This window comes from Mesorhizobium ventifaucium (genome assembly GCF_935822925.1).
Classification (GTDB): Bacteria; Pseudomonadota; Alphaproteobacteria; order Rhizobiales; family Rhizobiaceae; genus Mesorhizobium; species Mesorhizobium ventifaucium.
Map to the genome: position 1 here is coordinate 107,108 of NZ_CAKXZS010000008.1, position 19,961 is coordinate 127,068.

At 61.7% G+C, this 19,961-nt stretch carries 21 protein-coding genes, 1 tRNA gene and 1 pseudogene; 14 read left to right on the top strand and 9 right to left on the bottom strand.

The annotated features are described in order from the left end of the window. Nucleotides 1-63 precede the first annotated feature (63 nt). The 3 genes from NMG70_RS06200 to NMG70_RS06210 form a co-directional block, all read right to left on the bottom strand. Nucleotides 64-714 (bottom strand): TetR/AcrR family transcriptional regulator, encoded by a 651-nt coding sequence (locus NMG70_RS06200; protein WP_254023714.1) that lies wholly within the window; start codon nt 712-714, stop codon nt 64-66. 240 nt (nt 715-954) lie between these two features. Next, nucleotides 955-2,067 (bottom strand): pyridoxal phosphate-dependent aminotransferase, encoded by a 1,113-nt coding sequence (locus NMG70_RS06205; RefSeq protein ID WP_254023715.1) that lies wholly within the window; start codon nt 2,065-2,067, stop codon nt 955-957. Nucleotides 2,068-2,223: 156 nt separating this feature from the next. After that, nucleotides 2,224-3,405 carry a porin gene (locus NMG70_RS06210; RefSeq protein ID WP_254023716.1) on the bottom strand — a complete coding sequence of 394 codons (1,182 nt, stop codon included), beginning with the start codon at nt 3,403-3,405 and terminating at the stop codon, nt 2,224-2,226. Between the two features lie 467 nt (nt 3,406-3,872). Here NMG70_RS06210 and NMG70_RS06215 point away from each other — a divergent pair. Both NMG70_RS06215 and NMG70_RS06220 read left to right on the top strand, forming a co-directional pair. Continuing rightward, nucleotides 3,873-3,963 (top strand) — tRNA-Ser (locus NMG70_RS06215). A 95-nt stretch (nt 3,964-4,058) separates the two neighbouring features. Next, entirely contained in the window at nt 4,059-4,301 is a 243-nt protein-coding gene (locus tag NMG70_RS06220) for a GIY-YIG nuclease family protein (protein ID WP_254023717.1), read from the top strand. A gap of 224 nt (nt 4,302-4,525) precedes the next feature. Here the strand turns inward: NMG70_RS06220 and NMG70_RS06225 are convergent, their stop codons facing one another. After that, on the bottom strand, nt 4,526-5,410 hold the full coding sequence (locus NMG70_RS06225) for an alpha/beta fold hydrolase (RefSeq protein WP_254023718.1): 885 nt from the start codon (nt 5,408-5,410) through the stop codon (nt 4,526-4,528). Between the two features lie 161 nt (nt 5,411-5,571). Continuing rightward, nucleotides 5,572-7,626, bottom strand: a complete 2,055-nt coding sequence (locus NMG70_RS06230; protein ID WP_254023825.1) for a lytic transglycosylase domain-containing protein — start codon at nt 7,624-7,626, stop codon at nt 5,572-5,574. Between the two features lie 333 nt (nt 7,627-7,959). Between NMG70_RS06230 and dapA the strand changes: the two genes are divergently transcribed. The 3 genes from dapA (at nt 7,960) to NMG70_RS06245 (ending at nt 10,197) form a co-directional block, all read left to right on the top strand. Next, nucleotides 7,960-8,841 carry a 4-hydroxy-tetrahydrodipicolinate synthase gene (dapA, locus tag NMG70_RS06235; RefSeq protein ID WP_254023719.1) on the top strand — a complete coding sequence of 294 codons (882 nt, stop codon included), beginning with the start codon at nt 7,960-7,962 and terminating at the stop codon, nt 8,839-8,841. A gap of 25 nt (nt 8,842-8,866) precedes the next feature. Next, nucleotides 8,867-9,346 (top strand): SsrA-binding protein SmpB, encoded by a 480-nt coding sequence (smpB, locus tag NMG70_RS06240; protein WP_006202221.1) that lies wholly within the window; start codon nt 8,867-8,869, stop codon nt 9,344-9,346. A gap of 107 nt (nt 9,347-9,453) precedes the next feature. Then, complete coding sequence (locus NMG70_RS06245) at nt 9,454-10,197, top strand: glycoside hydrolase family 25 protein (RefSeq protein WP_254023720.1); 744 nt, start codon at nt 9,454-9,456, stop codon at nt 10,195-10,197. 50 nt (nt 10,198-10,247) lie between these two features. Here the strand turns inward: NMG70_RS06245 and NMG70_RS06250 are convergent, their stop codons facing one another. Then, nucleotides 10,248-10,610 (bottom strand): winged helix-turn-helix transcriptional regulator, encoded by a 363-nt coding sequence (locus NMG70_RS06250; RefSeq protein ID WP_254023721.1) that lies wholly within the window; start codon nt 10,608-10,610, stop codon nt 10,248-10,250. 103 nt (nt 10,611-10,713) lie between these two features. Here NMG70_RS06250 and NMG70_RS06255 point away from each other — a divergent pair, with 103 nt between their 5' ends. Then, nucleotides 10,714-11,727: a zinc-binding alcohol dehydrogenase family protein gene (locus tag NMG70_RS06255; RefSeq protein WP_254023722.1), complete on the top strand. Its 1,014-nt coding sequence runs from the start codon at nt 10,714-10,716 to the stop codon at nt 11,725-11,727. Nucleotides 11,728-11,753: 26 nt separating this feature from the next. On the opposite strand, the gene NMG70_RS06260 is transcribed toward NMG70_RS06255, so the two are convergent. Then, nucleotides 11,754-12,431 (bottom strand): uracil-DNA glycosylase, encoded by a 678-nt coding sequence (locus NMG70_RS06260; RefSeq protein ID WP_436798355.1) that lies wholly within the window; start codon nt 12,429-12,431, stop codon nt 11,754-11,756. Next, on the bottom strand, nt 12,428-13,009 hold the full coding sequence (locus NMG70_RS06265; RefSeq protein ID WP_254022560.1) for a LabA-like NYN domain-containing protein: 582 nt from the start codon (nt 13,007-13,009) through the stop codon (nt 12,428-12,430). The genes NMG70_RS06260 and NMG70_RS06265 overlap by 4 nt, the downstream gene beginning before the upstream one ends. Before the next feature lie 309 nt (nt 13,010-13,318). Here NMG70_RS06265 and rpoZ point away from each other — a divergent pair, with 309 nt between their 5' ends. The 4 genes from rpoZ to NMG70_RS06285 all read left to right on the top strand — a co-directional run bounded on the left by rpoZ (nt 13,319) and on the right by NMG70_RS06285 (nt 17,300). Continuing rightward, nucleotides 13,319-13,720, top strand: coding sequence for a DNA-directed RNA polymerase subunit omega (rpoZ, locus tag NMG70_RS06270; protein WP_023800772.1), 402 nt, complete (start codon nt 13,319-13,321; stop codon nt 13,718-13,720). Nucleotides 13,721-13,831: 111 nt separating this feature from the next. After that, nucleotides 13,832-16,060 (top strand): RelA/SpoT family protein, encoded by a 2,229-nt coding sequence (locus NMG70_RS06275; protein WP_254023724.1) that lies wholly within the window; start codon nt 13,832-13,834, stop codon nt 16,058-16,060. Nucleotides 16,061-16,128: 68 nt separating this feature from the next. Continuing rightward, nucleotides 16,129-16,707 (top strand): orotate phosphoribosyltransferase, encoded by a 579-nt coding sequence (gene pyrE / locus NMG70_RS06280; RefSeq protein WP_254023725.1) that lies wholly within the window; start codon nt 16,129-16,131, stop codon nt 16,705-16,707. 212 nt (nt 16,708-16,919) lie between these two features. Continuing rightward, a complete protein-coding gene (locus NMG70_RS06285; protein ID WP_254023726.1) occupies nt 16,920-17,300 on the top strand; it encodes a VOC family protein in 381 nt (126 codons plus the stop codon). A 117-nt stretch (nt 17,301-17,417) separates the two neighbouring features. Here the strand turns inward: NMG70_RS06285 and NMG70_RS06290 are convergent, their stop codons facing one another. Then, a complete protein-coding gene (locus NMG70_RS06290; protein WP_254023727.1) occupies nt 17,418-17,921 on the bottom strand; it encodes a MarR family winged helix-turn-helix transcriptional regulator in 504 nt (167 codons plus the stop codon). 83 nt (nt 17,922-18,004) lie between these two features. Here NMG70_RS06290 and NMG70_RS06295 point away from each other — a divergent pair, with 83 nt between their 5' ends. From NMG70_RS06295 to acpS, 4 genes and pseudogenes are all read left to right on the top strand, one after another. Then, the gene (locus NMG70_RS06295; protein ID WP_254023728.1) at nt 18,005-18,538 is read left to right on the top strand and encodes a DUF417 family protein; all 534 of its coding nucleotides are present in this window, start codon (nt 18,005-18,007) and stop codon (nt 18,536-18,538) included. Then, entirely contained in the window at nt 18,504-19,166 is a 663-nt protein-coding gene (locus tag NMG70_RS06300; protein ID WP_254023729.1) for a putative glycolipid-binding domain-containing protein, read from the top strand. The genes NMG70_RS06295 and NMG70_RS06300 overlap by 35 nt, the downstream gene beginning before the upstream one ends. 247 nt (nt 19,167-19,413) lie before the next feature. Beyond that, nucleotides 19,414-19,503, top strand: a pseudogene (locus NMG70_RS06305) (DUF2062 domain-containing protein); the annotation flags it as partial. 44 nt (nt 19,504-19,547) lie between these two features. Further along, nucleotides 19,548-19,961 (top strand): holo-ACP synthase, encoded by a 414-nt coding sequence (gene acpS / locus NMG70_RS06310; protein ID WP_254023730.1) that lies wholly within the window; start codon nt 19,548-19,550, stop codon nt 19,959-19,961.

Genomic DNA, 19,961 nt, shown 5'->3' on the forward strand with positions numbered 1-19,961 from the left:
CCGTTCCTCCCGGCGCATGACCCCGAAATCGAATTCGATTTTCGCGGTGGATCATGCGCAAAATCAAAGTGCTACAGCGTCGTTTGTTCGCTCGGCGCTGTCGGTCGTTGTCGCGCTGCGGGCCTTTGCTCCAACCAGGCGCATCGTCATTGAAAGATATGTGGCGGTTACCTCCGAGATCGATAGCCGCTCGCCCGGCCGGAACCAGACGATGACGCCGGTCATCATCTGGATCAGCGCCATGGCAGTCAGCCCCGTGTCTTCGATGTCGAAGACGCCGGCTTCTGCGCCATCGCGCAGAATGGCGCGCAGCTCCTTTTCATAGGTCGTGCGCAGCTTGAGGATCTGCGTCAGGCGATTATGCGACAGGCTGCGCAATTCCATGTTCGAGACATGGGTGGAATGGCGGCGTTCGATGTGGAAGGCGATGTGGTTTTCGACATAGGCGGCGAGCCGGGTCGCCGGATCGGCCGCGGCCGGGCGCGCCGCGTCCCACGCCTCGATCAGCCCTTCCATGTGCTCGCGCATCAGCGTGAACAAAAGGTCTTCCTTGGTCGGAAAATAATGGTAGAGCGCCGCCGCCTGGACGCCGACCTCGGCGGCCAGCTGGCGCATCGACATTGCCTCATAGCCAAGACGCGCGATCAGGCTGACCGCCGCCTCGCGAACCGCTGCTTCGGTCTTTTCGCCGTCGGAACCGGTCGTGCGCGCCATGCAAGCCTCGTCGAGAGAGGCGAGAATAAAACGAACGTTTAATTAATTCAAGGGAGCGACAGCGCTCTTCCCTTCTCCCCTTGTGGGAGAAGGTGGATCGGCGCGTAGCGCCGAGCCGGATGAGGGGTGTTGGACGGAGTGCTGTCGGTGCCAGGCTGGAACACCCCTCATCCGACCTCGCTTCGCGAGGCCACCTTCTCCCACAAGGGCAGAAGGAAGAGCGCGCGTCTGTTCAGCCTTTCAGCTCCCCCGTGCCGCCGCCAGCGCACCCGGCAATTCCTCGGCAAAAATGTCGAGCTCGTGGTCGAGGCCGACGCTGACCCTGATGCAGCGGTCGAGCACCGGCACCATCGGCTTGCGGATGAACACATCGCGCGACAAAAGCGCCTGCAGCACTTTAAGCGCGAAGGCGCCGTCGCCGTTGCAGTCCAGGGTGACGAAATTGGTAGCCGAGGGCAGCGGCTTCAGCCCATTGGCCTCGGCGATCTCAGCGATGCGCCGGCGGCCGGAAGCGACCCGGACCACCACGCTTTGCAGATAGTCCTGATCGGCCAGCGCCTCGACGCCGGCGATCTGCGCCATGCGGCTGACGCCGTAATGGTTGCGGATCTTCTCGAAATCGCGGATCAGCTGGGCGTCGGCCACTGCATAGCCGCAGCGTATGCCGGCCAGCCCGTAGGCTTTTGAGAAGGTGCGCATGCGGATGACGTTCGGCCGCGACACGTCGATCGGCGGCAGCGCCGAGGCCGGGCCCAATTCGCCATAGGCCTCGTCGAGCACCAGCATGGTGGTCTCCGGCAGGGCTTCGATGAAGCGGATGAGTTCGGCCGCCTCCCACCAGCTTCCCATCGGATTGTCCGGGTTGGATAGGTAGACCAGCGGCGCTTTATCCTTGGCGATCGCAGCCAACAGGCCGTCGAGGTTTTCCCGGTCGTTCTCGTAGGGGACCGCGACCAGCCGGCCGCCGACGCCGGCAATATGGAAATTGAAGGTCGGATAGGCGCCGAGCGAGGTGACCACCGCGTCGCCTGATGCCACATACATGCGCGCCACCAGACTGAGCAACCCGTCTATGCCTTCGCCGACCACCACGTTTTCGACGCGAACGCCAAGATGCGCGGCGACAGCCAGCTTCAGATCGTGATTGTCGGGATCACAATACATCCACATGTCGCGGGCGACGCCGGCCATGCGGGCGATGACGCGCGGCGAGGGGCCAAAACTGCTCTCATTGGCGCCGATGCGGGCGCGAAACGCGCGACCGCGATCCCGCTCCTGCGCCTCCGGGCCGACAAACGGCACCGTCGATGGAAGCGCGCTGATGATCGGCGTGAGGGGAGGGCGCTGGCGCATGGCAAAGGCTCGCTCGAAAAGGGCCTTCTTGCTAGCGCGGCACAGGTGGCCGCGCAAGCTCCCGGGCTGCCGGAACTGTCGGCGGGCTTGCGCATGCTTCAAAAACAAAAAACCCGGCGGTTGCCCGCCGGGTTCGTCTTCAGTCAGGAAAGCCTGTTAGAACGAGCGCTGGAAGCGAAGCATGCCGCCGATGCTGTCCTCATCATCAGCGTTGGTCCAGTTCCTGTCATAGCCTTCATCGAACTGACCGTCGTGTGCATAGTCAACTTCGGCCGTGATTACGAAGCCGGGAACCGCCTCGTAGGCGATGTTGGCTGCGATGCCATAGTTCTCGTCCTCGTCATACGACAACTGCGTGTTGAACGAGGTCTTCTCGTTGATAGTGTAGGTGCCACCACCGAAGATTGCCCAATTGCCGCCCCACTGCTTGTAGAAGTTGCGGTCAATGTTGTCATCCGTGCCGTAGCCGACCATGAGGAACAGCGACAGGTTCTCCATCGGGGTCACGTCGAGCTTGACCTTGCCGGCCCACTCTTCCCAGGAGCTGTTATAGGCACCGAGCGCGGTGATCGCACCCCAGCCCTGCGTCCATTTCACGCCGCCAACGACGTATGGGACGTAGCTGTCGATCGAGTCTTGGCCTGTGACGCCACCAGTCTCCGGATTGACGTCTTGGAATTGGCCACCAGGACCGCTGAAAGGGTTGCCTGCACCGGTTTCGAGCGAGGCCACGGCCGAAAAGCCATTGCCGAAGTCGAAGTAGTACTGAACCACGTTGGTGTCGAAGCCGCCATAGGGAACCAGCGTATCGTTGATGACGTTGCCGAGGTAACCGTGAAACGTGAGGAAGGCCGATTCGTCCTTGCCGACGCGAAGACCGCCGAGCTGCATCCAGGCGAAGTTCAGGCTAGTTCCCTTAAACCCCTGGTCGTTTCTTTCCAAGCCATCACCGTAGGCATTATCATTGCCCCAATTAAAGCGGGTCTCGGTGTAGGTCCTCAAGGTGCCGAGCTCGGTTTCCTGGCCGGTGTAGGTCCTCACCGTAAAGCGGGCGTTCTTGTAATAAGTGCTTTGCTCTTCATCGTCCAAGTAGTCGTTCGACTCGGCGCCAGTGAAAGCGCCGACGTCGCCGACGCCGATGTCGTAGCGGACATAGCCGCCGATGCGCAGGCAGATTTCGGTGCCGGGGATGTAGAAGTAGCCAGCGCCGTAGACGTCGCAGATGCGGACGTATTCAGCGGGTTCCGGCTCGGCGACGACGACGGCGTCGGCGGCGCGCGCACCGGAAACTGCGACCAGAGCCGCAGCGGAGCCGAGAAGAAGGCTCTTGATGTTCATTTTCTGACCTCCAGTCAAAAGTTAAAAAACGGGTCTGGGTATTCTTTGCTGAAGGACAGCGTTCCCTGCCCCATCCCCACTACCGAAAAAGATGCGCACCGCGCCGCTCCTTCGAACCCGACATTACCCATGAGGCGGCGGCGTTCAACAACCATCGCATCGGCGAAAGGTCTGTGCAGGCGCTATCACCCTGCCTTGTTGCACAAATGACACGATTTGGCCTCACTCGGAAAGCTCCCGTTAACCATTGAGCTGTCGGAGGCCCTTGGGCGAGCCCTTGCAATCCGGCCGAATCTGGCAATTGCCTGCCGCAATTGCGGCGATGTTTGTGAGTCGTCAGCCAAGGCATTGCCGCAGAATCGCCGCATGGCAAAAGCAGCGCGGTTTCGGCGGAAGCCGGTTTTTTCAACGATAATGGGTCAGGCTTGTTGATTGTGCCGACGCTTTTCTTTATCCACCGGCGCAACGGAGAGGTGGCCGAGTGGTCGAAGGCGCTCCCCTGCTAAGGGAGTAGAGGTCAAAAGCTTCTCGTGGGTTCGAATCCCATCCTCTCCGCCACCCTACGCCCTGCGGGCTTCGGGTGGCAGGCCACCCGGAACCGCATTTTGGGCGTAGGAGTGTCGCCCGAAGCTACGAAGTAGCGTAGGGGGACCATGTGGTACGTCTATTTCCTGCAACTCCGTAACGGCGATGTCTATGTCGGATCGACCAACGACCTTCGGCGCCGTTTCGAATCGCATCGATCAGGGTATGTGACTTCGACCAAGGCTTATCTGCCTGCCACTTTGAAGTCCTACATTGCGGTTGAAACCGAGGTCAACGCACGGCAACTCGAGCGATATTTCAAGACCGGCTCGGGCAAGGCCTTTGCGGGCAAGCGTTTTTGGTCCCACTGATGGCTTAAAGATTATCTATTTGAAATAAAAGAAAAACAGCACAACGAGTTGCTTTTGGCCGACCTCCGCCTTCGATTCTGACTGGAGGTCAGAAATGAACACCAAGAGCCTTCTTCTCGGCTCAGCTGCGACCTTGATCTCAGTTTCCGGTGCGCGCCGCCGTCGTCGTCGCCGAGCCAGAACCCGTTGACAGGATCGAAATCGACCCTGGAGTTTACTTCAAGTCAAACCGTTTGCTCGACCCTGTCCAGAAAAGCGGCGATGGCGCCGGGCAGGCCGCCTGTCTCGAGGAAAGGCGCATGTCCCTGGTCCTCGACCGTGATCGTCTCGATGCAAGGGTGACGTTTTCGCATCCATTCGAAGGTCTCGGCGGACAGCAGCTTCGAATTGCCGCCGCGGATGGCGAGCAAGGGTATTGCCGCCAGTGCCTCGAACTGCGGCCACATGTCTGGCAGTGGCCGGGTCAGATCGAGGCCCGCCAGCGTGTCGACCAGCTTCGGGTCGAAATCCGGCAATAATCCTTCATCCGTCTCTCGGTAGAGGGCCGCTCCCATCCGCTCCCAATCCGCCTCGGTCAGAGCTGGAAAGTCGCTGCCGTGCGCGCCGCGCAGGGCGCTGATCGCCTCAGCATGGGTTTTCGGCTTCGGCGTGCGCTCGAGATAGGAGCGGATATGGGCTAGACCGCCAGCCTCGACCACCGGGCCGATATCGTTGAGCACGATAGCCCTCAGGACGCCCGGCCGCAGCGCGCCGAGCACATGGATGATCAGCCCGCCGCGTGACGTGCCGATGAAACATGCCCCGTCGATGCCGAGCGCCGCCAACCCAGCGAGGATGTCACCGGCTTCGACGCCGACATTGTAGTGGCTAACATCGGGGTCGTAGGCGGATTGCCCGCGCCCGCGATAGTCGAAGGCCACGATTTTTCGCGGGCGTTCGGGCCGTCGCGACAGGTGCAGCGCCAGTTCATGAAAATCGCGGCTGTTGCGGGTCAGGCCGGGCAGGCAGACGACCGGCCAGTGGCCGGAGTTCGCTTCGCCGTAGATACGGGCGTGGAGTTGCAGCCCGTCCGGCGAGGCGTAGAAAAAATCGGAAAAACCGCTCGACATTTGAACTCGATTCCTCGCCGTTGCCGGATGGTCGAGACTGCTACAGGCGAGGGCGGGGGTGGTCAATCGAGGGCGGAACGGCCAAGCTGCCAATCTCCCCCCTCGTGGGGGAGATCGGCCGTCATCGACGCTTTCGCCAATCTCGAACGCCGTCGACGCCCTCAACTCCGCCCGTTCACCAAATCCCCCACAATGTCGTACTTGCCGGAAATGCGCATCTTGTAGACTTCGTAATTCTCCATCACGCGCTGCACGTAACTTCTTGTTTCGGTGTAGGGAATCCGCTCGATCCAGTCGACGACGGCGTCGATGTCCTTGCCGCGCGGGTCGCCATATCTGGCCACCCACTGGGCGGCGCGGCTGGGGCCGGCATTGTAACCGGCGAAGGTCAGCACATAGGAGCCGTCGAAGCGGCCGAGCTGCTCGCCGAGGAAGGCGGCGCCCAAGGTCGCGTTGTAGCCGGCGTCGGTGGTCAGCCGCGCCTGCGAGAAGGTCATCCCGGCCTTCTTCGCCAATTGCCTGGCGGTTCCCGGCATCAGCTGCAGCAGCCCGCGCGCGCCGGCGCTGGAGACGGCGCCGATGTTGAACTCGCTTTCCTGGCGGGCAATCGCATAGGCCAGCGCCTTGCCGGAGCCGGAAATGTTGGCGGTCTCGGGAATGACGCCGAGCGGATGCGACAGCGCCCCGACATCGATGCCGCGCGCGCCGGCGATCTTGCCGACTTTCAGCGCCAGGAAGTGATTGCCCTGCTTTTCCGCCATAGCCGCCAGCAGCGCCAGCTCTCCGGGGCTGGTCAATTGTCCGGCGAGGTCGCGGTAAAGTGTGTCGGCGTAGCGCTGATAGCCCGCCTGCTGCAGTCGCTTTATGGCGCTGACCGCCTCGCGGCTGGCGAAATTGCGATGATCGGCGGCGCTCGGCTGCGGATGGGCGATGTTGAGGACCTGCCGGCCGACGCGTTCGCCGGCGAGTTGGCCGTAGAACGTCGTGCTGTAAGCAGCGGCACGGCTAAAATAATCCTTGGCGCTGCCGGGACCGCCGGCTTCGGCCGCACGGCCGAGCCAGTAATAGGCGCGCGACAGCGATATCGGCCCTTGGGCGAGACCGGCGATCCGCTCAAAATGCCTGGCAGCGGTGGTGGGATCGTTGAGGCCGCGCAGCGCGTACCAGCCGGCATGAAACTCCGCATCCGCCGCGTTGGCAGCAGCTTCGGCGGCGTGTGCTGCGACTATCCTGTAGGCGGTCTTCATGTCGCCCTGGTCGACCAGTTCGCGCGACAGCACCCGGCGCTCGGCCCACCAGGCATCCGGATCGATCAGAGCGTTGCGGTCGCTCGGCGCCTTCATCACCATTGCGGCGGCGTCGGAAAACTTCTGCTGCTTGCGCAGATATTGGGCTTGGGCGAAGAGATAGCCGGCCGAACGCTGCGCGGCGGGCACCGCCTTCAGCAGTCTGGCCGCGTTCTTGTCGCCCGCCTTCTTGTCGCCCGTACTCTTGTCGCCCTTGTCCGCCGCGGCCCAGGCGTCGGCCAGTTGCTGGGCGCCGGCAAGACCGGCGACGCGCAGCGCCGAATTGACCCGATCGGCATAAAACATGCGCTCCATGCGAAAGCGGTGGTCGGCGGCGGGGATCAGCGTGCCGAATTCCTGGATGATCGCCGCTTCGTCCCTGGCTTCCAATTTCTCGGTGCGCCAGAAAGGCGACAGCACCGAGCGCGCCGCCTGGACGTTGCCCTGCGAGACATAGGAGCGGGCGAGGATGACGACGCCCTCGGCTGTTTGCGGCTGGCTCCCGCCAAAAGCCTGCACCACGATCTCCGGCGCGGGGTTCTCGCGGTAGAGTGCGCGCTCGCTGTTCTTGCGCAAGGCGATCATGCCCGGCCAGTTCGGCAGCATTTTCGCAGCATCGGCGATGTCGCCGCTTGGCACCCTGTCGCCGCCATAGAGCGCGATCGCCCAGGCAAGGACGTGCCGGTCGAGCGAGTTGACCGGCAGGGTTTCGCGCAGTTGACGCGCGCCGGCAACGTCGTTTGCCGCCAGCGCGTCGAGGCCGCTCTTCAGCCTGGCGAGGCTGGCGGCTGGAGATCCGGTATCCTGCAGAATTGGCATCGGAATGGCCGAAGTGACCCGCACATCGATTTTGCCGGCGGCCAGAAGGGTCGGCGTCAACAGAACAATTGCGCCAAGCAGCGCGAAAAAATGAGGCTGCCTGGTCGGCATGGTCTTCATCATTCCTGCCTTGCACATGACCAACAGGCACAGATCAACTGAAGCCTAGTTGGCTGTGATGAAGAGCCCGTAAACAAAGGGCTATCGAGGTCATTCAAATTGCGCCTGCTGGCACTGCTGCCATGCTTGCCGCGCAACGGTGTCGAGACTATGGTGCGCCGCTTCGCTTTCGGCTAGAAGGCGCGCACGACAAAACACCTGCAGCGCCGCGCGTCGCCTCGGACGCGCAAAGGACGCTGTAGCACTTTAAATTTGGCGCATGACCTTTCCGTAAATCGGCTCCGATTTTCGCGGTCGCGCGCCAGTCCCAAGGAGTTGGACGACATGCTGAGAGGCTCGCTTACCGCGCTCGTGACACCGTTCGAAACGAGCGGCCGTTTCGACGAGAAAGCCTTTCGCGCCCTTGTTGCCTGGCAGATCGCCGAAGGCACGACCGGCCTGGTTCCGGTCGGCACCACCGGCGAGTCGCCAACGCTGTCGCATGACGAGCACCGCCACGTCGTCAAGGTGTGCATCGAGGTGGCCAAGGGCCGCGCTCCGGTCGTCGCCGGCGCCGGCTCCAACAACACCGAGGAGGCGGTGGGCCTGGTGCAATATGCCGAGAGGGCGGGCGCCGACGCGGCACTCGTCGTCACGCCTTACTACAACAAGCCGACGCAGCGCGGCCTCTATGCGCATTTCGCCGCCGTCGCCAAGGCGACCAGCCTGCCGATCATCATCTACAACATTCCGCCGCGCTCGGTGATCGACATGAGCCCCGAGACGATGGGCGAACTGGTGCGTGACTTCAAGAACATCGTCGGCGTCAAGGACGCCACCGGCAAGGTCGAGCGGGTTTCCGAGCAGCGCGCCACCTGCGGCAAGGATTTCATCCAGCTTTCCGGCGAGGACGCCTCGGCGCTCGGTTTCAACGCCCATGGCGGCGTCGGCTGCATCTCGGTGACGGCGAATGTCGCGCCGCGGCTGTGCGCCGAGTTCCAGGAGGCGACGCTTTCCGGCGAGAATGCCAAGGCGCTGGACTTGCAGGACCGCCTGCTGCCGCTGCACAAGGCGATTTTCCTGGAACCCGGCGTGTCCGGCGCGAAATATGCGCTGTCGAAGCTCGGCAAGGTCGAGAACGTGCTGCGTTCGCCGCTGGTCACCGTCGAGCAGTCGACCGCCGAAAAGATCGATGCGGCGATGAAGCACGCCGGCTTGATTAACTAGGAATGAGGCGCCACCTCTCCGCATCATGAACCAGGTCAGAAAAGCCGATCCCAACAACAAGACCGTTGCGGAAAACCGCAAGGCGCGGTTTTCCTACGAGGTGCTCGACACGATCGAGGCCGGCCTGGTGCTGACCGGCACCGAGGTGAAGTCGCTGCGCCAGGGCCAGGCCAACATCCAGGACAGCTACGCCTCGGTCGAGGGCGGCGAGATCTGGCTGATCAACTCCTATCTGCCGGAATATCTGCAGGCCAACCGCTTCAACCATGAGCCACGCCGGCGCCGCAAGCTCCTGCTCAACAAGCGCGAGATGGCCAAGCTGTCGCAGAGCGTCGATCGCGAAGGCATGACGCTGGTGCCGCTAAAAATCTATTTCAACGACCAGGGCCGGGCGAAGCTTTTGCTCGCCGTCGGCCGCGGCAAGAAACTGCACGACAAGCGCGAGACCGAAAAGCAGCGCGACTGGTCGCGCGAGAAGGGGCGGCTGCTGAAGGAGCGTGGATGAGAAGCGGTCCGCAAAGCGGTCGAAAAGCCAACGATTTGGCTTTTCGAGCGACGAACGCCCGCAGCCCATGGCGCAGGGCAGGGCGGCTCAACAGGGATAGGCCTCTTTTGAAGAACCGGATCGTCCTTTGGGGTGCGGGTGGCCTGATCCTGGCGTGCCTAGTCGCGGCCGGCGGCTATCTCTACTTCCAAGCGTTTTCTCCGGACCGCGGCAAATATCCGCTCAGGGGCATCGACGTTTCGCATCACCAACGACAGATCGACTGGGGGCGTGTTGCCGCCGATGACGTCGCCTTCGCCATAATCAAGGCAACTGAAGGCGGCGACCATGTCGACGATGCCTTCGCGGCCAATCTGCGTGAGGCGCGCGCGGCCGGTCTGGCGGTCGGTGCCTATCATTTCTTCACCTTCTGCAGGCCTGGCGCCGATCAGGCGAAGAATTTCATCTCCGTCGTGCCGCGCGATCAAACGCTGCTGCCGCCGGTGGTGGATATCGAATTCGTCGGCAATTGCCCGCGGCGGCCATTGCCCGAAGAATTGAGTGTTGAACTCTCGGCTTTCCTCGGCCCTGTCGAGGCAGCTTTCGGCAAGACGGCGATCCTCTATGTCACCGACGACGCGGCACGGGCCTATGCCGGCCAGATTGTCGGCCGCCCGCGCTGGGTTCGTTCGCTGGCGCTGCAGCCAGGTTATGACGACTGGATCTATTGGCAGTACCACGACAAAGGTCGCGTCGACGGCATCAGTGGCGATGTCGATCTGAATGTGCTTCAGGGTGGGCAGGAAACGCTGACTACACTGTTCGCAGCGCCACCTGAATCCATGCCTTCAGAAATCCCGCGAACACCCTGAACGGGTTCAGAGAGGGATATCGCCGCTGGTGAGGCGCTTTTCGGTCGCTCTTACGCCGCAGCTTGCGATGTCTGCGGGCTGAGGGCAACATTTGCATCGCCGCAGGCCTTTAGGGCGGTGATCACCGGTTCCAGGCTCCTGCCGCGCGGCGTCAGGCTGTATTCCACTTTCGGCGGCACCTGCGGATAGATCTTGCGGGCGATTAGCCCATCCGCCTCCAACTCGCGGAGCTGATTGGTCAGCATGCGTTGCGTGCAATTCGGTATCCGCCGGCGAATCTCGTTGAAGCGCAATGTTCCCTCGAACAGATGGTAGAGCACGACGCCTTTCCACTTTCCGTCGATGTAGCGGAGCGTACCCTCCACGGTGCAGCCGGGGCTGCAATCAAATCGCTCGTGGCGAATGCGCGGCATAACGGTATCCTTTTCTACACTATGTGCTTTATATGTGCATTCTTGCGCATGGTGATCGTAGACAGCATGTCTATCCCTTACAACAGCGATCACGGAGATGAAGATGCGCGCCGTCGGTTATCAAATTCCAGCCCCCATCACGGACGAGGCCTCCCTCGTCGACATCGAACTGCCGAAGCCGGACCCCAAGGGACGCGACCTGCTGGTCGAGGTGAAGGCGATCTCGGTCAACCCGGTCGACACCAAGGTGCGGCGCAACATCGCTCCCGAAGCCGGCCAATGGCGGGTGCTCGGTGGGGATGCCGCCGGCCGGGTTGTCGCGACCGGCCCCGGCGCTGAGCTCTTCAGGGCCGGCGACGATGTCTTCTATTCAGGCGCCCTTGCGCCGCAAGGCACCAATGCCGAATTCCATTGTGTCGACGAGCGGCTCGTCGGCCGCAAGCCGACCTCACTCGGCTATGCGGAAGCAGCAGCGCTGCCGTTGACGGCGGTCACTGCCTGGGAGACCCTGTTCGATCGTCTCGACGTCAGAAAGCCCGTTGCGGGTGCGGCACCCGCCATCCTGATCATCGGCGGCGCCGGCGGCGTCGGATCGATCGCAGTGCAGCTTGCGAGACAACTGACCGGTCTGACGGTGATTGCCACCGCGTCGAGGCTCGAAACACGGGCCTGGGCGCTTGGGCTCGGCGCCCACCATGTCGTCGATCATTCCAAGCCGCTGGCGGCCGAAGTCGCAGCACTGGACATCGGTGCCCCTAGCTTCGTGTTCTCGACGACGAACACTGACGAGCATCTGGCCGAGATCGCCGCGTTGATCGCGCCGCAAGGACGTTTCGCGGTTATCGACGATCCGAAATCGCTCGACATCAATCCGTTCAAGCGCAAGAGCGTCTCGGTGCATTGGGAGTTCATGTTCACCCGCTCGATGTTCGAGACGGCGGACATGGCATCGCAAGGCGAACATCTGAACGAATTGGCGAGGCTCGTTGACACTGGCGCGATCCGGACGACGCTTGGCGAGACTGGCGGCCTCATCAATGCCGCCAATTTGAAGCACGCCCATGCGCTGATCGAGAGCGGCAAGGCCAAGGGAAAGATCGTCCTGGAGGGCTTCTAGCCAACTGACGGCGGCGCATCCGGCTCTTATTTCTGCAAAAACTCTTCTATCTCGCTGAAGACGTTGACGAACATCGCTTCGGTCAGGACGCCGGTATTGGTGTTGTAGCGCGAGCAATGGTAGCTGGAGAACAGCGTGACGCCATTGGTTTGCTGCTGCCCGCCGTGGCGGAAGGGAAAAGCGGCGACACGCTGGCCGAGCGCCCGCACGGTCGACTGGTGCGCGATCGAGCCCAGCGCCAGCACGGCGCGCAGGTTTTTAAACCGTGCAATCGTCGGCATCAGGAATGTTCGGCAGGTGGCAATCTCGGCGCCGACCGGCTTGTTGTCAGGCGGCACGCAGCGCACTGCATTGGTGATCGCCGTGCCGACAAGCTCCAGCCCGTCATCGGGCCTCGCCTTGAATTGGCCGCGCGCAAAGTCGTGTGCGATCAGCGTGTTGTAGAGCAGGTCGCCGGCAAAATCGCCGGTGAAGGGGCGTCCTGTGCGGTTTGCACCACGCAGGCCCGGCGCCAGCCCGACAATTAACAGTTTAACGGCATCCTCGCCCTCCGGCGGCAAGAAAGTCGGCACCGGTGCATTGAACCAGGACGGCTCGCGCTGCCGCCATTGCGCGATGAAATCATGCAGCCGCGGGCAGAGCGGGCAATCGCGATCGGGCTCTGGGGACGCGACCAGCGGAGCGGTCAAGACCGCCGCCGTCAATACTCGTCCTCGTCGACTTCGGCCGGTTCGGGTCGGCGCACCGACCGCTCGGATGGATCGCGGCCGACATCGCTCTTCAGCGTCATCAGGTCGATGAAATGATCGGCCTGGCGGCGCAGATCGTCGGAAATCATCGGCGGCTGCGAAGCCATGGTCGAGACGATCGAGACCTTGCGCCCGCGCCGCTGCAGCGCCTCGACTAGCGTGCGGAAATCGCCGTCGCCGGAAAAGATGACATAGTGGTCGACGACATCGGCGAGTTCCAGCGCATCGACGGTCAGCTCGATATCCATATTGCCCTTGATCTTGCGGCGGCCGGTCGAGTCGGTGAACTCTTTGGCCGGCTTGGTCACCACCTTGAAGCCGTTATAGTCGAGCCAATCGATCAGCGGCCGGATCGAGGAATATTCCTGATCCTCGACCAGCGCGGTGTAGTAGTAGGCACGCAGCAGGTAGCCGCGCTTCTGGAAGCTCGACAAAAGCCTGCGGTAGTCGATGTCGAAGCCGAGCGCGCGCGACGTGGCGTAAAGATTGGCGCCGTCGATGAAAAGCGCGATTTTTTCACGAGGATCGAACATGGCAAATATTCCTTTTCGAAAATAAGCGGTCGTCTAAATGCGCGTGACTATCGGTCGGTCTGAAATAACCGGCTGACCTTCGTCATTCGAGATAACGCCGGTTTTACGGCAAACCAAGGGTATGATGCTGCATAGCAAGCAATTGTGATCGGTGCCGTATAGTCGCAGGCGGCGCGCGCCCAGATTGGCCGTGGCCGGGCCCCGGGCCCGGCCCCGACCTGGTATTGCCAAAAAGCTTGTATTTTGGCGGCGTTCGGGTTAAGGACCGCGCCTGTTTTCCATCAAATCCAGGCATGAAAGGGGCAGCTCATGGCCCGCGTAACCGTTGAAGATTGCATCGACAAGGTCAACAACCGCTTCGAGCTCGTGCTTCTGGCCGGCCACCGCGCCCGTCAGATCAGCCAGGGCGCGCAGATCACCGTTCCTCGTGACAACGACAAGAATCCGGTCATCGCGCTGCGCGAGATTGCCGAGGAGACATTGTCGCCCGACGACCTCAAGGAAGATCTCATCCACTCGCTGCAGAAGCATGTCGAGGTCGACGAGCCGGAAGCCGATGGCGAGGCGATCGCCGACCAGACCGGTACCGCCGCTGCGGCAACCGACGCCGACGACACCGAGGACAACATCACCTTCGACCGCATGACCGAGGAAGACCTCCTGGCCGGCATCGAAGGTCTGGTGCCGCCGGAAAAAAGCGACGATTATTAATCTTCCCATCGGCCGCCGACACTTTCGCGCCGGTGGTTTCGTGGTTATCTATGACATGCGCCGTACGCCAGTGCGGCGCATGATTCATTTCAGCACTGCGAGATCCCGCCCATGATGCGTCAGTATGAGCTTGTCGAGCGCGTCCAGCGCTACAAGCCTGACGTCAACGAGGCGCTGCTCAACAAGGCCTATGTCTACGCCATGCAGAAGCATGGTCACCAGAAGCGCGCCTCCGGCGATCCTTATTTCTCGCATCCGCTCGAAGTCGCCGCCATCCTCACCGAAATGCACATGGACGAGGCGACCATCGCGGTTGCCCTGCTGCACGACACGATCGAGGACACCACGGCGACCAGGGCCGAGATCGACGAGCTGTTCGGTCCGGAAATGGGCAAGCTGGTCGAAGGCCTGACCAAGCTGAAGAAACTCGACCTCGTCTCCAAGAAGGCCGAGCAGGCGGAAAACCTGCGCAAGCTCTTGCTGGCGATATCGGAAGACGTTCGCGTGCTTCTGGTCAAGCTTGCCGACCGCTTGCACAACATGCGCACGCTCGACCATGTGCCCGAAGCCAAGCGCCTGCGCATCGCCGAGGAAACGATGGATATCTATGCGCCGTTGGCCGGGCGCATGGGCATGCAAGGCATGCGCGAGGAGCTCGAGGAGATCGCCTTCCGCTTCATCAATCCCGAAGCCTACCGCGCCGTCACCGCGCGGCTCGCCGAAATCTTCGAGCGCAACAAGGATGTGCTGTCCGAGATCGAGAAGGCGCTATCCAAGCTTTTCGACAAATATGCGATCAAGGCCGAGGTCAAGAGCCGTCAGAAGAAGCCGTGGTCGGTGTTCCGCAAGATGGAGGCCAAGGCGCTGTCCTTCGAGCAGCTGTCCGACATTTTCGGCTTTCGCGTCGTCGTCGATACCGTCGAGGACTGCTACCGGGCGCTCGGCGCCATCCACACGACATGGTCGATGGTGCCCGGCCGCTTCAAGGACTACATCTCGACCCCGAAGCAGAACGACTACCGTTCGATCCACACCACCATCGTCGGACCGTCGCGGCAGCGCGTCGAGCTGCAGATCCGCACCTATCAGATGAACAAGATCGCCGAATATGGCGTTGCCGCGCATTCGATCTACAAGGACAGCGGCGGCAAGGTGAACGGCACCGCCCACGCGATCTCGAAGGAGACCAACGCCTATGCCTGGCTGCGGCGCACCATCGAGCAGCTAGCCGAAGGCGACAATCCCGAGGACTTCCTCGAAAACACCAAGCTGGAGCTGTTCCAGGACCAGGTGTTCTGCTTCACGCCCAAGGGAATGCTGATCGCGCTGCCGCGCGGCGCCACGCCGATCGACTTCGCCTATGCGGTGCACACCGATGTCGGTGATACCTGCGTCGGGGCCAAGGTCAATGGCCGCATCATGCCGCTGATGACCGAGCTGAAGAATGGCGACGAGGTCGAGATCATCCGCTCCAAGGCGCAGGTGCCGCCGGCGGCATGGGAATCGGTCGTCGTCACCGGCAAGGCGCGCTCGGCGATCCGCCGCGCCACCAAGAATGCCATCCGCAAGCAGTATTCGGGTCTCGGCATCCGCATACTGGAACGCGCTTTCGAGCGGTCAGGCAAGATTTTTACCAAGGAAAGCTTGAAATCGGTGCTGCATCGGCTGGCACGCAAGGACATCGAGGATGTGCTGGCCTCTGTCGGCCGCGGCGAGCTTGCCTCCACCGATGTCATGAAGGCGGTGTTTCCCGACTACAAGGACGAGCGCATCACGCTGGCGGCGCCCAAGCAGCGCGAGGAGGGCTGGTCGAAGATCCGCAACGCCGCCGGCATGCTGTTCCAGATTCCGGGCCGCGCGGCGCGCAAGGACAAGGACCAGCCAAGGGACGGCGCCGTGCCGATCCGCGGCGTGCGCGGGGACCTGCCGGTGCGCTTCGCGCCGGAAGGTGCTGTGCCCGGCGACCGCATCGTCGGTATCGTGCAGCCGGGGACCGGTATCACCATCTATCCGATCCAATCGCCGGCGCTGCAGGCCTTCGACGACCAGCCAGAACGCTGGATCGACGTGCGCTGGGACATAGACGAGCGCACCAAGGAGCGGTTTCCAGCGCGCGTCTCGGTCACCGCCATCAACGCGCCGGGCTCGCTGGCCGACATCGCGCAGGTCGTCGCATCCAACGACGCCAACATCCATACATTGTCGATGGTGCGCACCGCGCCTGATTTCACCGAGATGCTGATCGATCTCGAAGTCTGGGACCTGAAGCACCTGAACCGGCTGCTGTCGCAGCTCAAGGATAATTCGAGCGTCAGCGATGCACGGCGCGTGAATGGGTGAATTGAATAGAGAGTAGTGAATAGTGAGAGCACCCTCTTTCACTATTCACCATTCACATGGAGCGAACAATGAACACCGACGAAGTGCTGGGCGTTTTCCGTGAAGCCGGTGCCATTCTCGAAGGGCATTTCATCCTGACATCGGGCTTGCGAAGCCCGGTCTTCCTGCAGAAGGCGCGGGTCTTCATGCATGCCGACAAGACCGAGCGCCTGTGCAAGGCGCTGGCCGAAAAGATCCGCGCTGCTGTGTCCGGCGGGATCGATTATGTCGTCGGCCCGGCGATCGGCGGGCTGATCCCTGCCTACGAGACCTCGCGCCATCTTGGCGCACCTGCGATCTGGGTCGAGCGGGAAGGGGGCGAGTTCCGGCTCCGCCGCTTCGAGATCGCCAGGGGTTCGCGCGTCGTCATCGTCGAGGACATCGTCACCACCGGCCTGTCGATCCGCGAGACCATCGACTGCCTGCGCGCGCTTGGCGCCGAGGTCGTTGCCGCTGCCTGCATCATCGACCGCTCGGCCGGCAAGACCGATGTCGGCGTGCCGCTGATCGCGCTCGCCGAATATGAGGTTCCGGCCTACCCGGCCGACAGGCTGCCGCCCGAGCTTGCCGCCATACCGCCAGTCAAGCCGGGCAGCCGCAACATCTAATGCATGTCGCTCAAAAGTGCGCAGCGGTTTTGGGGTAACGACATGCATAAACAAGGAATGCATGTCGCCCAAAAGTGCGCAGCGGTTTTGGGGTGACGACATGCATAAACAAGGAATGCATGTCGCCAAAGGCATGCCCTTGAGCTTGACCGAGGGTGCGCAGCGGTTTTGGGACAAGGACATGGCAAACAAACATTAAACGAGGCGCTACCTTGATTGCCGGTATCGATCATCTCGTGCTGACGGTTAGCTCCGTCGAAGGCACCTGCGCCTTCTATCAGCGCGTGCTTGGCTTCAAGCGCGTCGACACACCGAACCTGCCGACGGCGCTGCTTTTCGGATCGCAGAAGATCAATGTGCATGAGGCAGGCCACACTTTCGAGCCAAAGGCCAAGGCGCCGACTCCAGGCTCCGCTGATTTCTGTCTGATCGCCGCCCGCCCGCTCGCAGAGATATGCGCCAGCCTGGCTGCCAACGGCGTGGCGATAGAAGTCGGGCCAGTCGAGCGGATCGGAGCCCGTGGCCCGATGATATCAGTCTATTTCCGCGATCCGGACGGCAATCTCGTCGAGATCAGCGATTACAACAGGTAACCGGTATTTTTGGCGAGAACGAAGTGCGTCGGCAAGGTCGGCTTGCGGGCAACCGTGTTCACGCCTGCCGCAGCCATCATCCAGGTGCGACGCGCTTTAGTTTGCCAAAGCCACAGCTCAGGCCAGTTCCGCTTCCACAGGGCAGTCGAGGCAAGCGGTATAGTTGCAGAGCCGGCAAATACGGTATGCATGGTCCTCGGTGCTGACGAGCCCACGCAACAGCTTAGCGGCAAGGTTACCGAATTCCTGCAACTCCTCCTGATTTAGAACAGCGAGCGCTGACGCGAGCCCTTTCTGGCGAGCGGAAAGAATAGCACTGCTGGTCGTCTCGCCCAAAGGAGTGAGCCTTAGCGCTACCGCGCGATGGTCGTCAGGCGCCGAGAACCGAGCCGCCAATCCATCCGCAACCAGTCGATCGACCAGTCTAACGGTGCCCGAATGAGACAGTGACAATGCGCGACGCAGCCTCTCGATGGACAGGCCCGGTACGTGGCCAATGAGGGTGATCGCGGAAGCCGCTGGGCCGGGCTCCGGTGCTTTTGCCTGAGCGTCCCGCTGCAAAATGTCCGCAAAGGCGAGCGCTAGAGCGCCAATCACATTCTCAATCCTGGAATCGGTCATCGAGAAAAAATATATGCTCGGAGCATATACATCAAGGTCGAATTATTATATGCTTGGAGCATACAACTCGAAAGGAGAAGGCCATGTCTACCTCTGCAACCGCCAACGCTCCGTTCGTGGCGCGCATCAATCAAGCTGGCTACCAACTTGCTGCCGTCGGTCGCGCGGTAACCCTTTTGGGAGTGGTTCTCCCTCTGCTGTTGATCGGCATCTTGAAATTCACCGCAATCGAGATCGAGGCGCTTAGGCCATTCGTCGAGAATACGCCTTGGCTGGCATGGCTCTATCCCGCATTCGGATCTGCGGGGGCCTCCTACTTCTTGGGCGTGGTCGAACTGGCCACAGCGTTTCTGCTGATAGCATCTGTCCGCAGCGTTTGGGCCGGCCTCATAGGGGGTGCCATCGGATCAGTCATCTTCGCGCTGACATCCTCGCAAATGCTCACCCTGCCGATCTGGGAAACGGGTTCCGGAGGGTTTCCTTTCCTCAATGGGTTAGGTGCCTTTCTGATCAAGGATGTCGCCTTGCTCGGAGTGAGTCTGGTTATATTGGGGGGCAGCCTTCAGCAACTCGACCGAAAAAATGATCGCAGTGATCAACAACGAATCGAGAGGTGAGAGTATGTCTCTACTCGCTATCTGGCGCAGGACGGACGAACCAGGGCACGATGTCGTGCAGCTAAATCAGACAGATCTCGGCTGGCTCTTGAATGGAGCCGCTGTATACCTATCGGATGCGGGCCCGGCACGTTTGGACTACACTGTGCAACTGGCCGAAGATTGGACGACCAGATCCGGCAGCGTTCGCGGGTTCATCGGTTCCCAGTCAGTTGATCTCACAATCATCCGCAACGAGACCGGCATCCGCAACGAGACCGGCATCCGCAACGAGACCGGCATCCGCAGCGAGACCGGCTGGACTATTAATGGGCAGCGGCAGCCGGCGGTTCAGTCGATGGTGGATCTGGACTACAGCTTTACGCCGGCGACGAACCTGCAACAAATTCGCAGAATGAACCTGAAGGTCGGCGACAAGGCGGATTTTCCGGTGGCCTGGCTGGTTGCCGGCGCGTCGAGTTTGGTTGTTCTGCCGCAAACCTACCATCGTGTGAGTGAGACCGAGTACATCTACGAGGCTCCCACAGTGCCTTACTGCGCTACGCTGCTCATTCCCGAGGCTGGCTTTGCTCAAGATTACCCCGACGGCTGGGTTTTCGAGACCGGCAACGCCGGCCGTTCACTATAGGATTGCGGCTGAAGCTTGGCTGCTCGCAAGCTGACATCCATGCAACTTGCTGCTGCGGGCAAGGCGAACCCGTCACATTTGGTTACCTCCTGTGGAGACCATCGCGGCAGCGATTCGTTGTCTTGGGGCTTGGGTGTCGCTATATCGAAGCCTTGATTGTCTTCCGGCGTGCTTGAAGCGCAAGATGTGAAGCCACGACCCGCTACCGGGTGGCCGGGCTGGCGTAGTGGATCAGGACAGGGACAGAGTGCTTTTTCGACGCCGCAAGCCTGATGGTCTTCTCGAGCGGGTGCGTCTCCATGTGTGGCCACGCCGCTCTTTCTCGCGCTCCATGCGCCTGACGAACAGAGCTGGAATAGCCGGACGGGAAGTTCCCGCCCAATGATCATTGGGATCGGCAGCGACCTGATCGATATCAGACGCATCGAAAAATCGCTGGCGCGCCATGGCCAGCGCTTCATCCAGCGTATCTACACCGAGGTCGAACAGGCCCGGTCCGAAAGCCGCGGCGCTCGCGCCGCCTCGTATGCCAAGCGTTTTGCTGCCAAGGAGGCATGCGCCAAAGCGCTGGGCACCGGTATGGCGCAAGGGGTGTTCTGGCGCGACATGGGCGTCGTCAATCTGGCCAGCGGCAAGCCCACCATGGCGTTGACCGGCGGGGCGGCGGCGCAGTTGGACAAAATCCTGCCTGATGGGCACAGAGCGGCGATCCACCTCACCATCACCGATGATTTTCCGCTTGCTCAAGCCTTTGTGATCATCGAGGCGTTTCCCGTCCAAGAAGCGCCGTATTGA

Bases quoted from the DNA above. Each gene is read 5' to 3' on its own strand.
- NMG70_RS06220 (WP_254023717.1), top strand. From the start codon at position 4,059: ATGTGGTACGTCTATTTCCTGCAACTCCGTAACGGCGATGTCTATGTC.
- rpoZ (WP_023800772.1), top strand. From the start codon at position 13,319: ATGGCCCGCGTAACCGTTGAAGATTGCATCGACAAGGTCAACAACCGC.
- NMG70_RS06265 (WP_254022560.1), bottom strand. From the start codon at position 13,009: ATGTTCGATCCTCGTGAAAAAATCGCGCTTTTCATCGACGGCGCCAAT.
- NMG70_RS06230 (WP_254023825.1), bottom strand. From the start codon at position 7,626: ATGCCGACCAGGCAGCCTCATTTTTTCGCGCTGCTTGGCGCAATTGTT.
- NMG70_RS06200 (WP_254023714.1), bottom strand. From the start codon at position 714: ATGGCGCGCACGACCGGTTCCGACGGCGAAAAGACCGAAGCAGCGGTT.
- dapA (WP_254023719.1), top strand. From the start codon at position 7,960: ATGCTGAGAGGCTCGCTTACCGCGCTCGTGACACCGTTCGAAACGAGC.
- smpB (WP_006202221.1), top strand. From the start codon at position 8,867: ATGAACCAGGTCAGAAAAGCCGATCCCAACAACAAGACCGTTGCGGAA.
- NMG70_RS06275 (WP_254023724.1), top strand. From the start codon at position 13,832: ATGATGCGTCAGTATGAGCTTGTCGAGCGCGTCCAGCGCTACAAGCCT.
- NMG70_RS06290 (WP_254023727.1), bottom strand. From the start codon at position 17,921: ATGACCGATTCCAGGATTGAGAATGTGATTGGCGCTCTAGCGCTCGCC.
- NMG70_RS06255 (WP_254023722.1), top strand. From the start codon at position 10,714: ATGCGCGCCGTCGGTTATCAAATTCCAGCCCCCATCACGGACGAGGCC.
- NMG70_RS06205 (WP_254023715.1), bottom strand. From the start codon at position 2,067: ATGCGCCAGCGCCCTCCCCTCACGCCGATCATCAGCGCGCTTCCATCG.
- acpS (WP_254023730.1), top strand. From the start codon at position 19,548: ATGATCATTGGGATCGGCAGCGACCTGATCGATATCAGACGCATCGAA.
- pyrE (WP_254023725.1), top strand. From the start codon at position 16,129: ATGAACACCGACGAAGTGCTGGGCGTTTTCCGTGAAGCCGGTGCCATT.
- NMG70_RS06250 (WP_254023721.1), bottom strand. From the start codon at position 10,610: ATGCCGCGCATTCGCCACGAGCGATTTGATTGCAGCCCCGGCTGCACC.
- NMG70_RS06225 (WP_254023718.1), bottom strand. From the start codon at position 5,410: ATGTCGAGCGGTTTTTCCGATTTTTTCTACGCCTCGCCGGACGGGCTG.
- NMG70_RS06300 (WP_254023729.1), top strand. From the start codon at position 18,504: ATGATCGCAGTGATCAACAACGAATCGAGAGGTGAGAGTATGTCTCTA.
- NMG70_RS06210 (WP_254023716.1), bottom strand. From the start codon at position 3,405: ATGAACATCAAGAGCCTTCTTCTCGGCTCCGCTGCGGCTCTGGTCGCA.
- NMG70_RS06295 (WP_254023728.1), top strand. From the start codon at position 18,005: ATGTCTACCTCTGCAACCGCCAACGCTCCGTTCGTGGCGCGCATCAAT.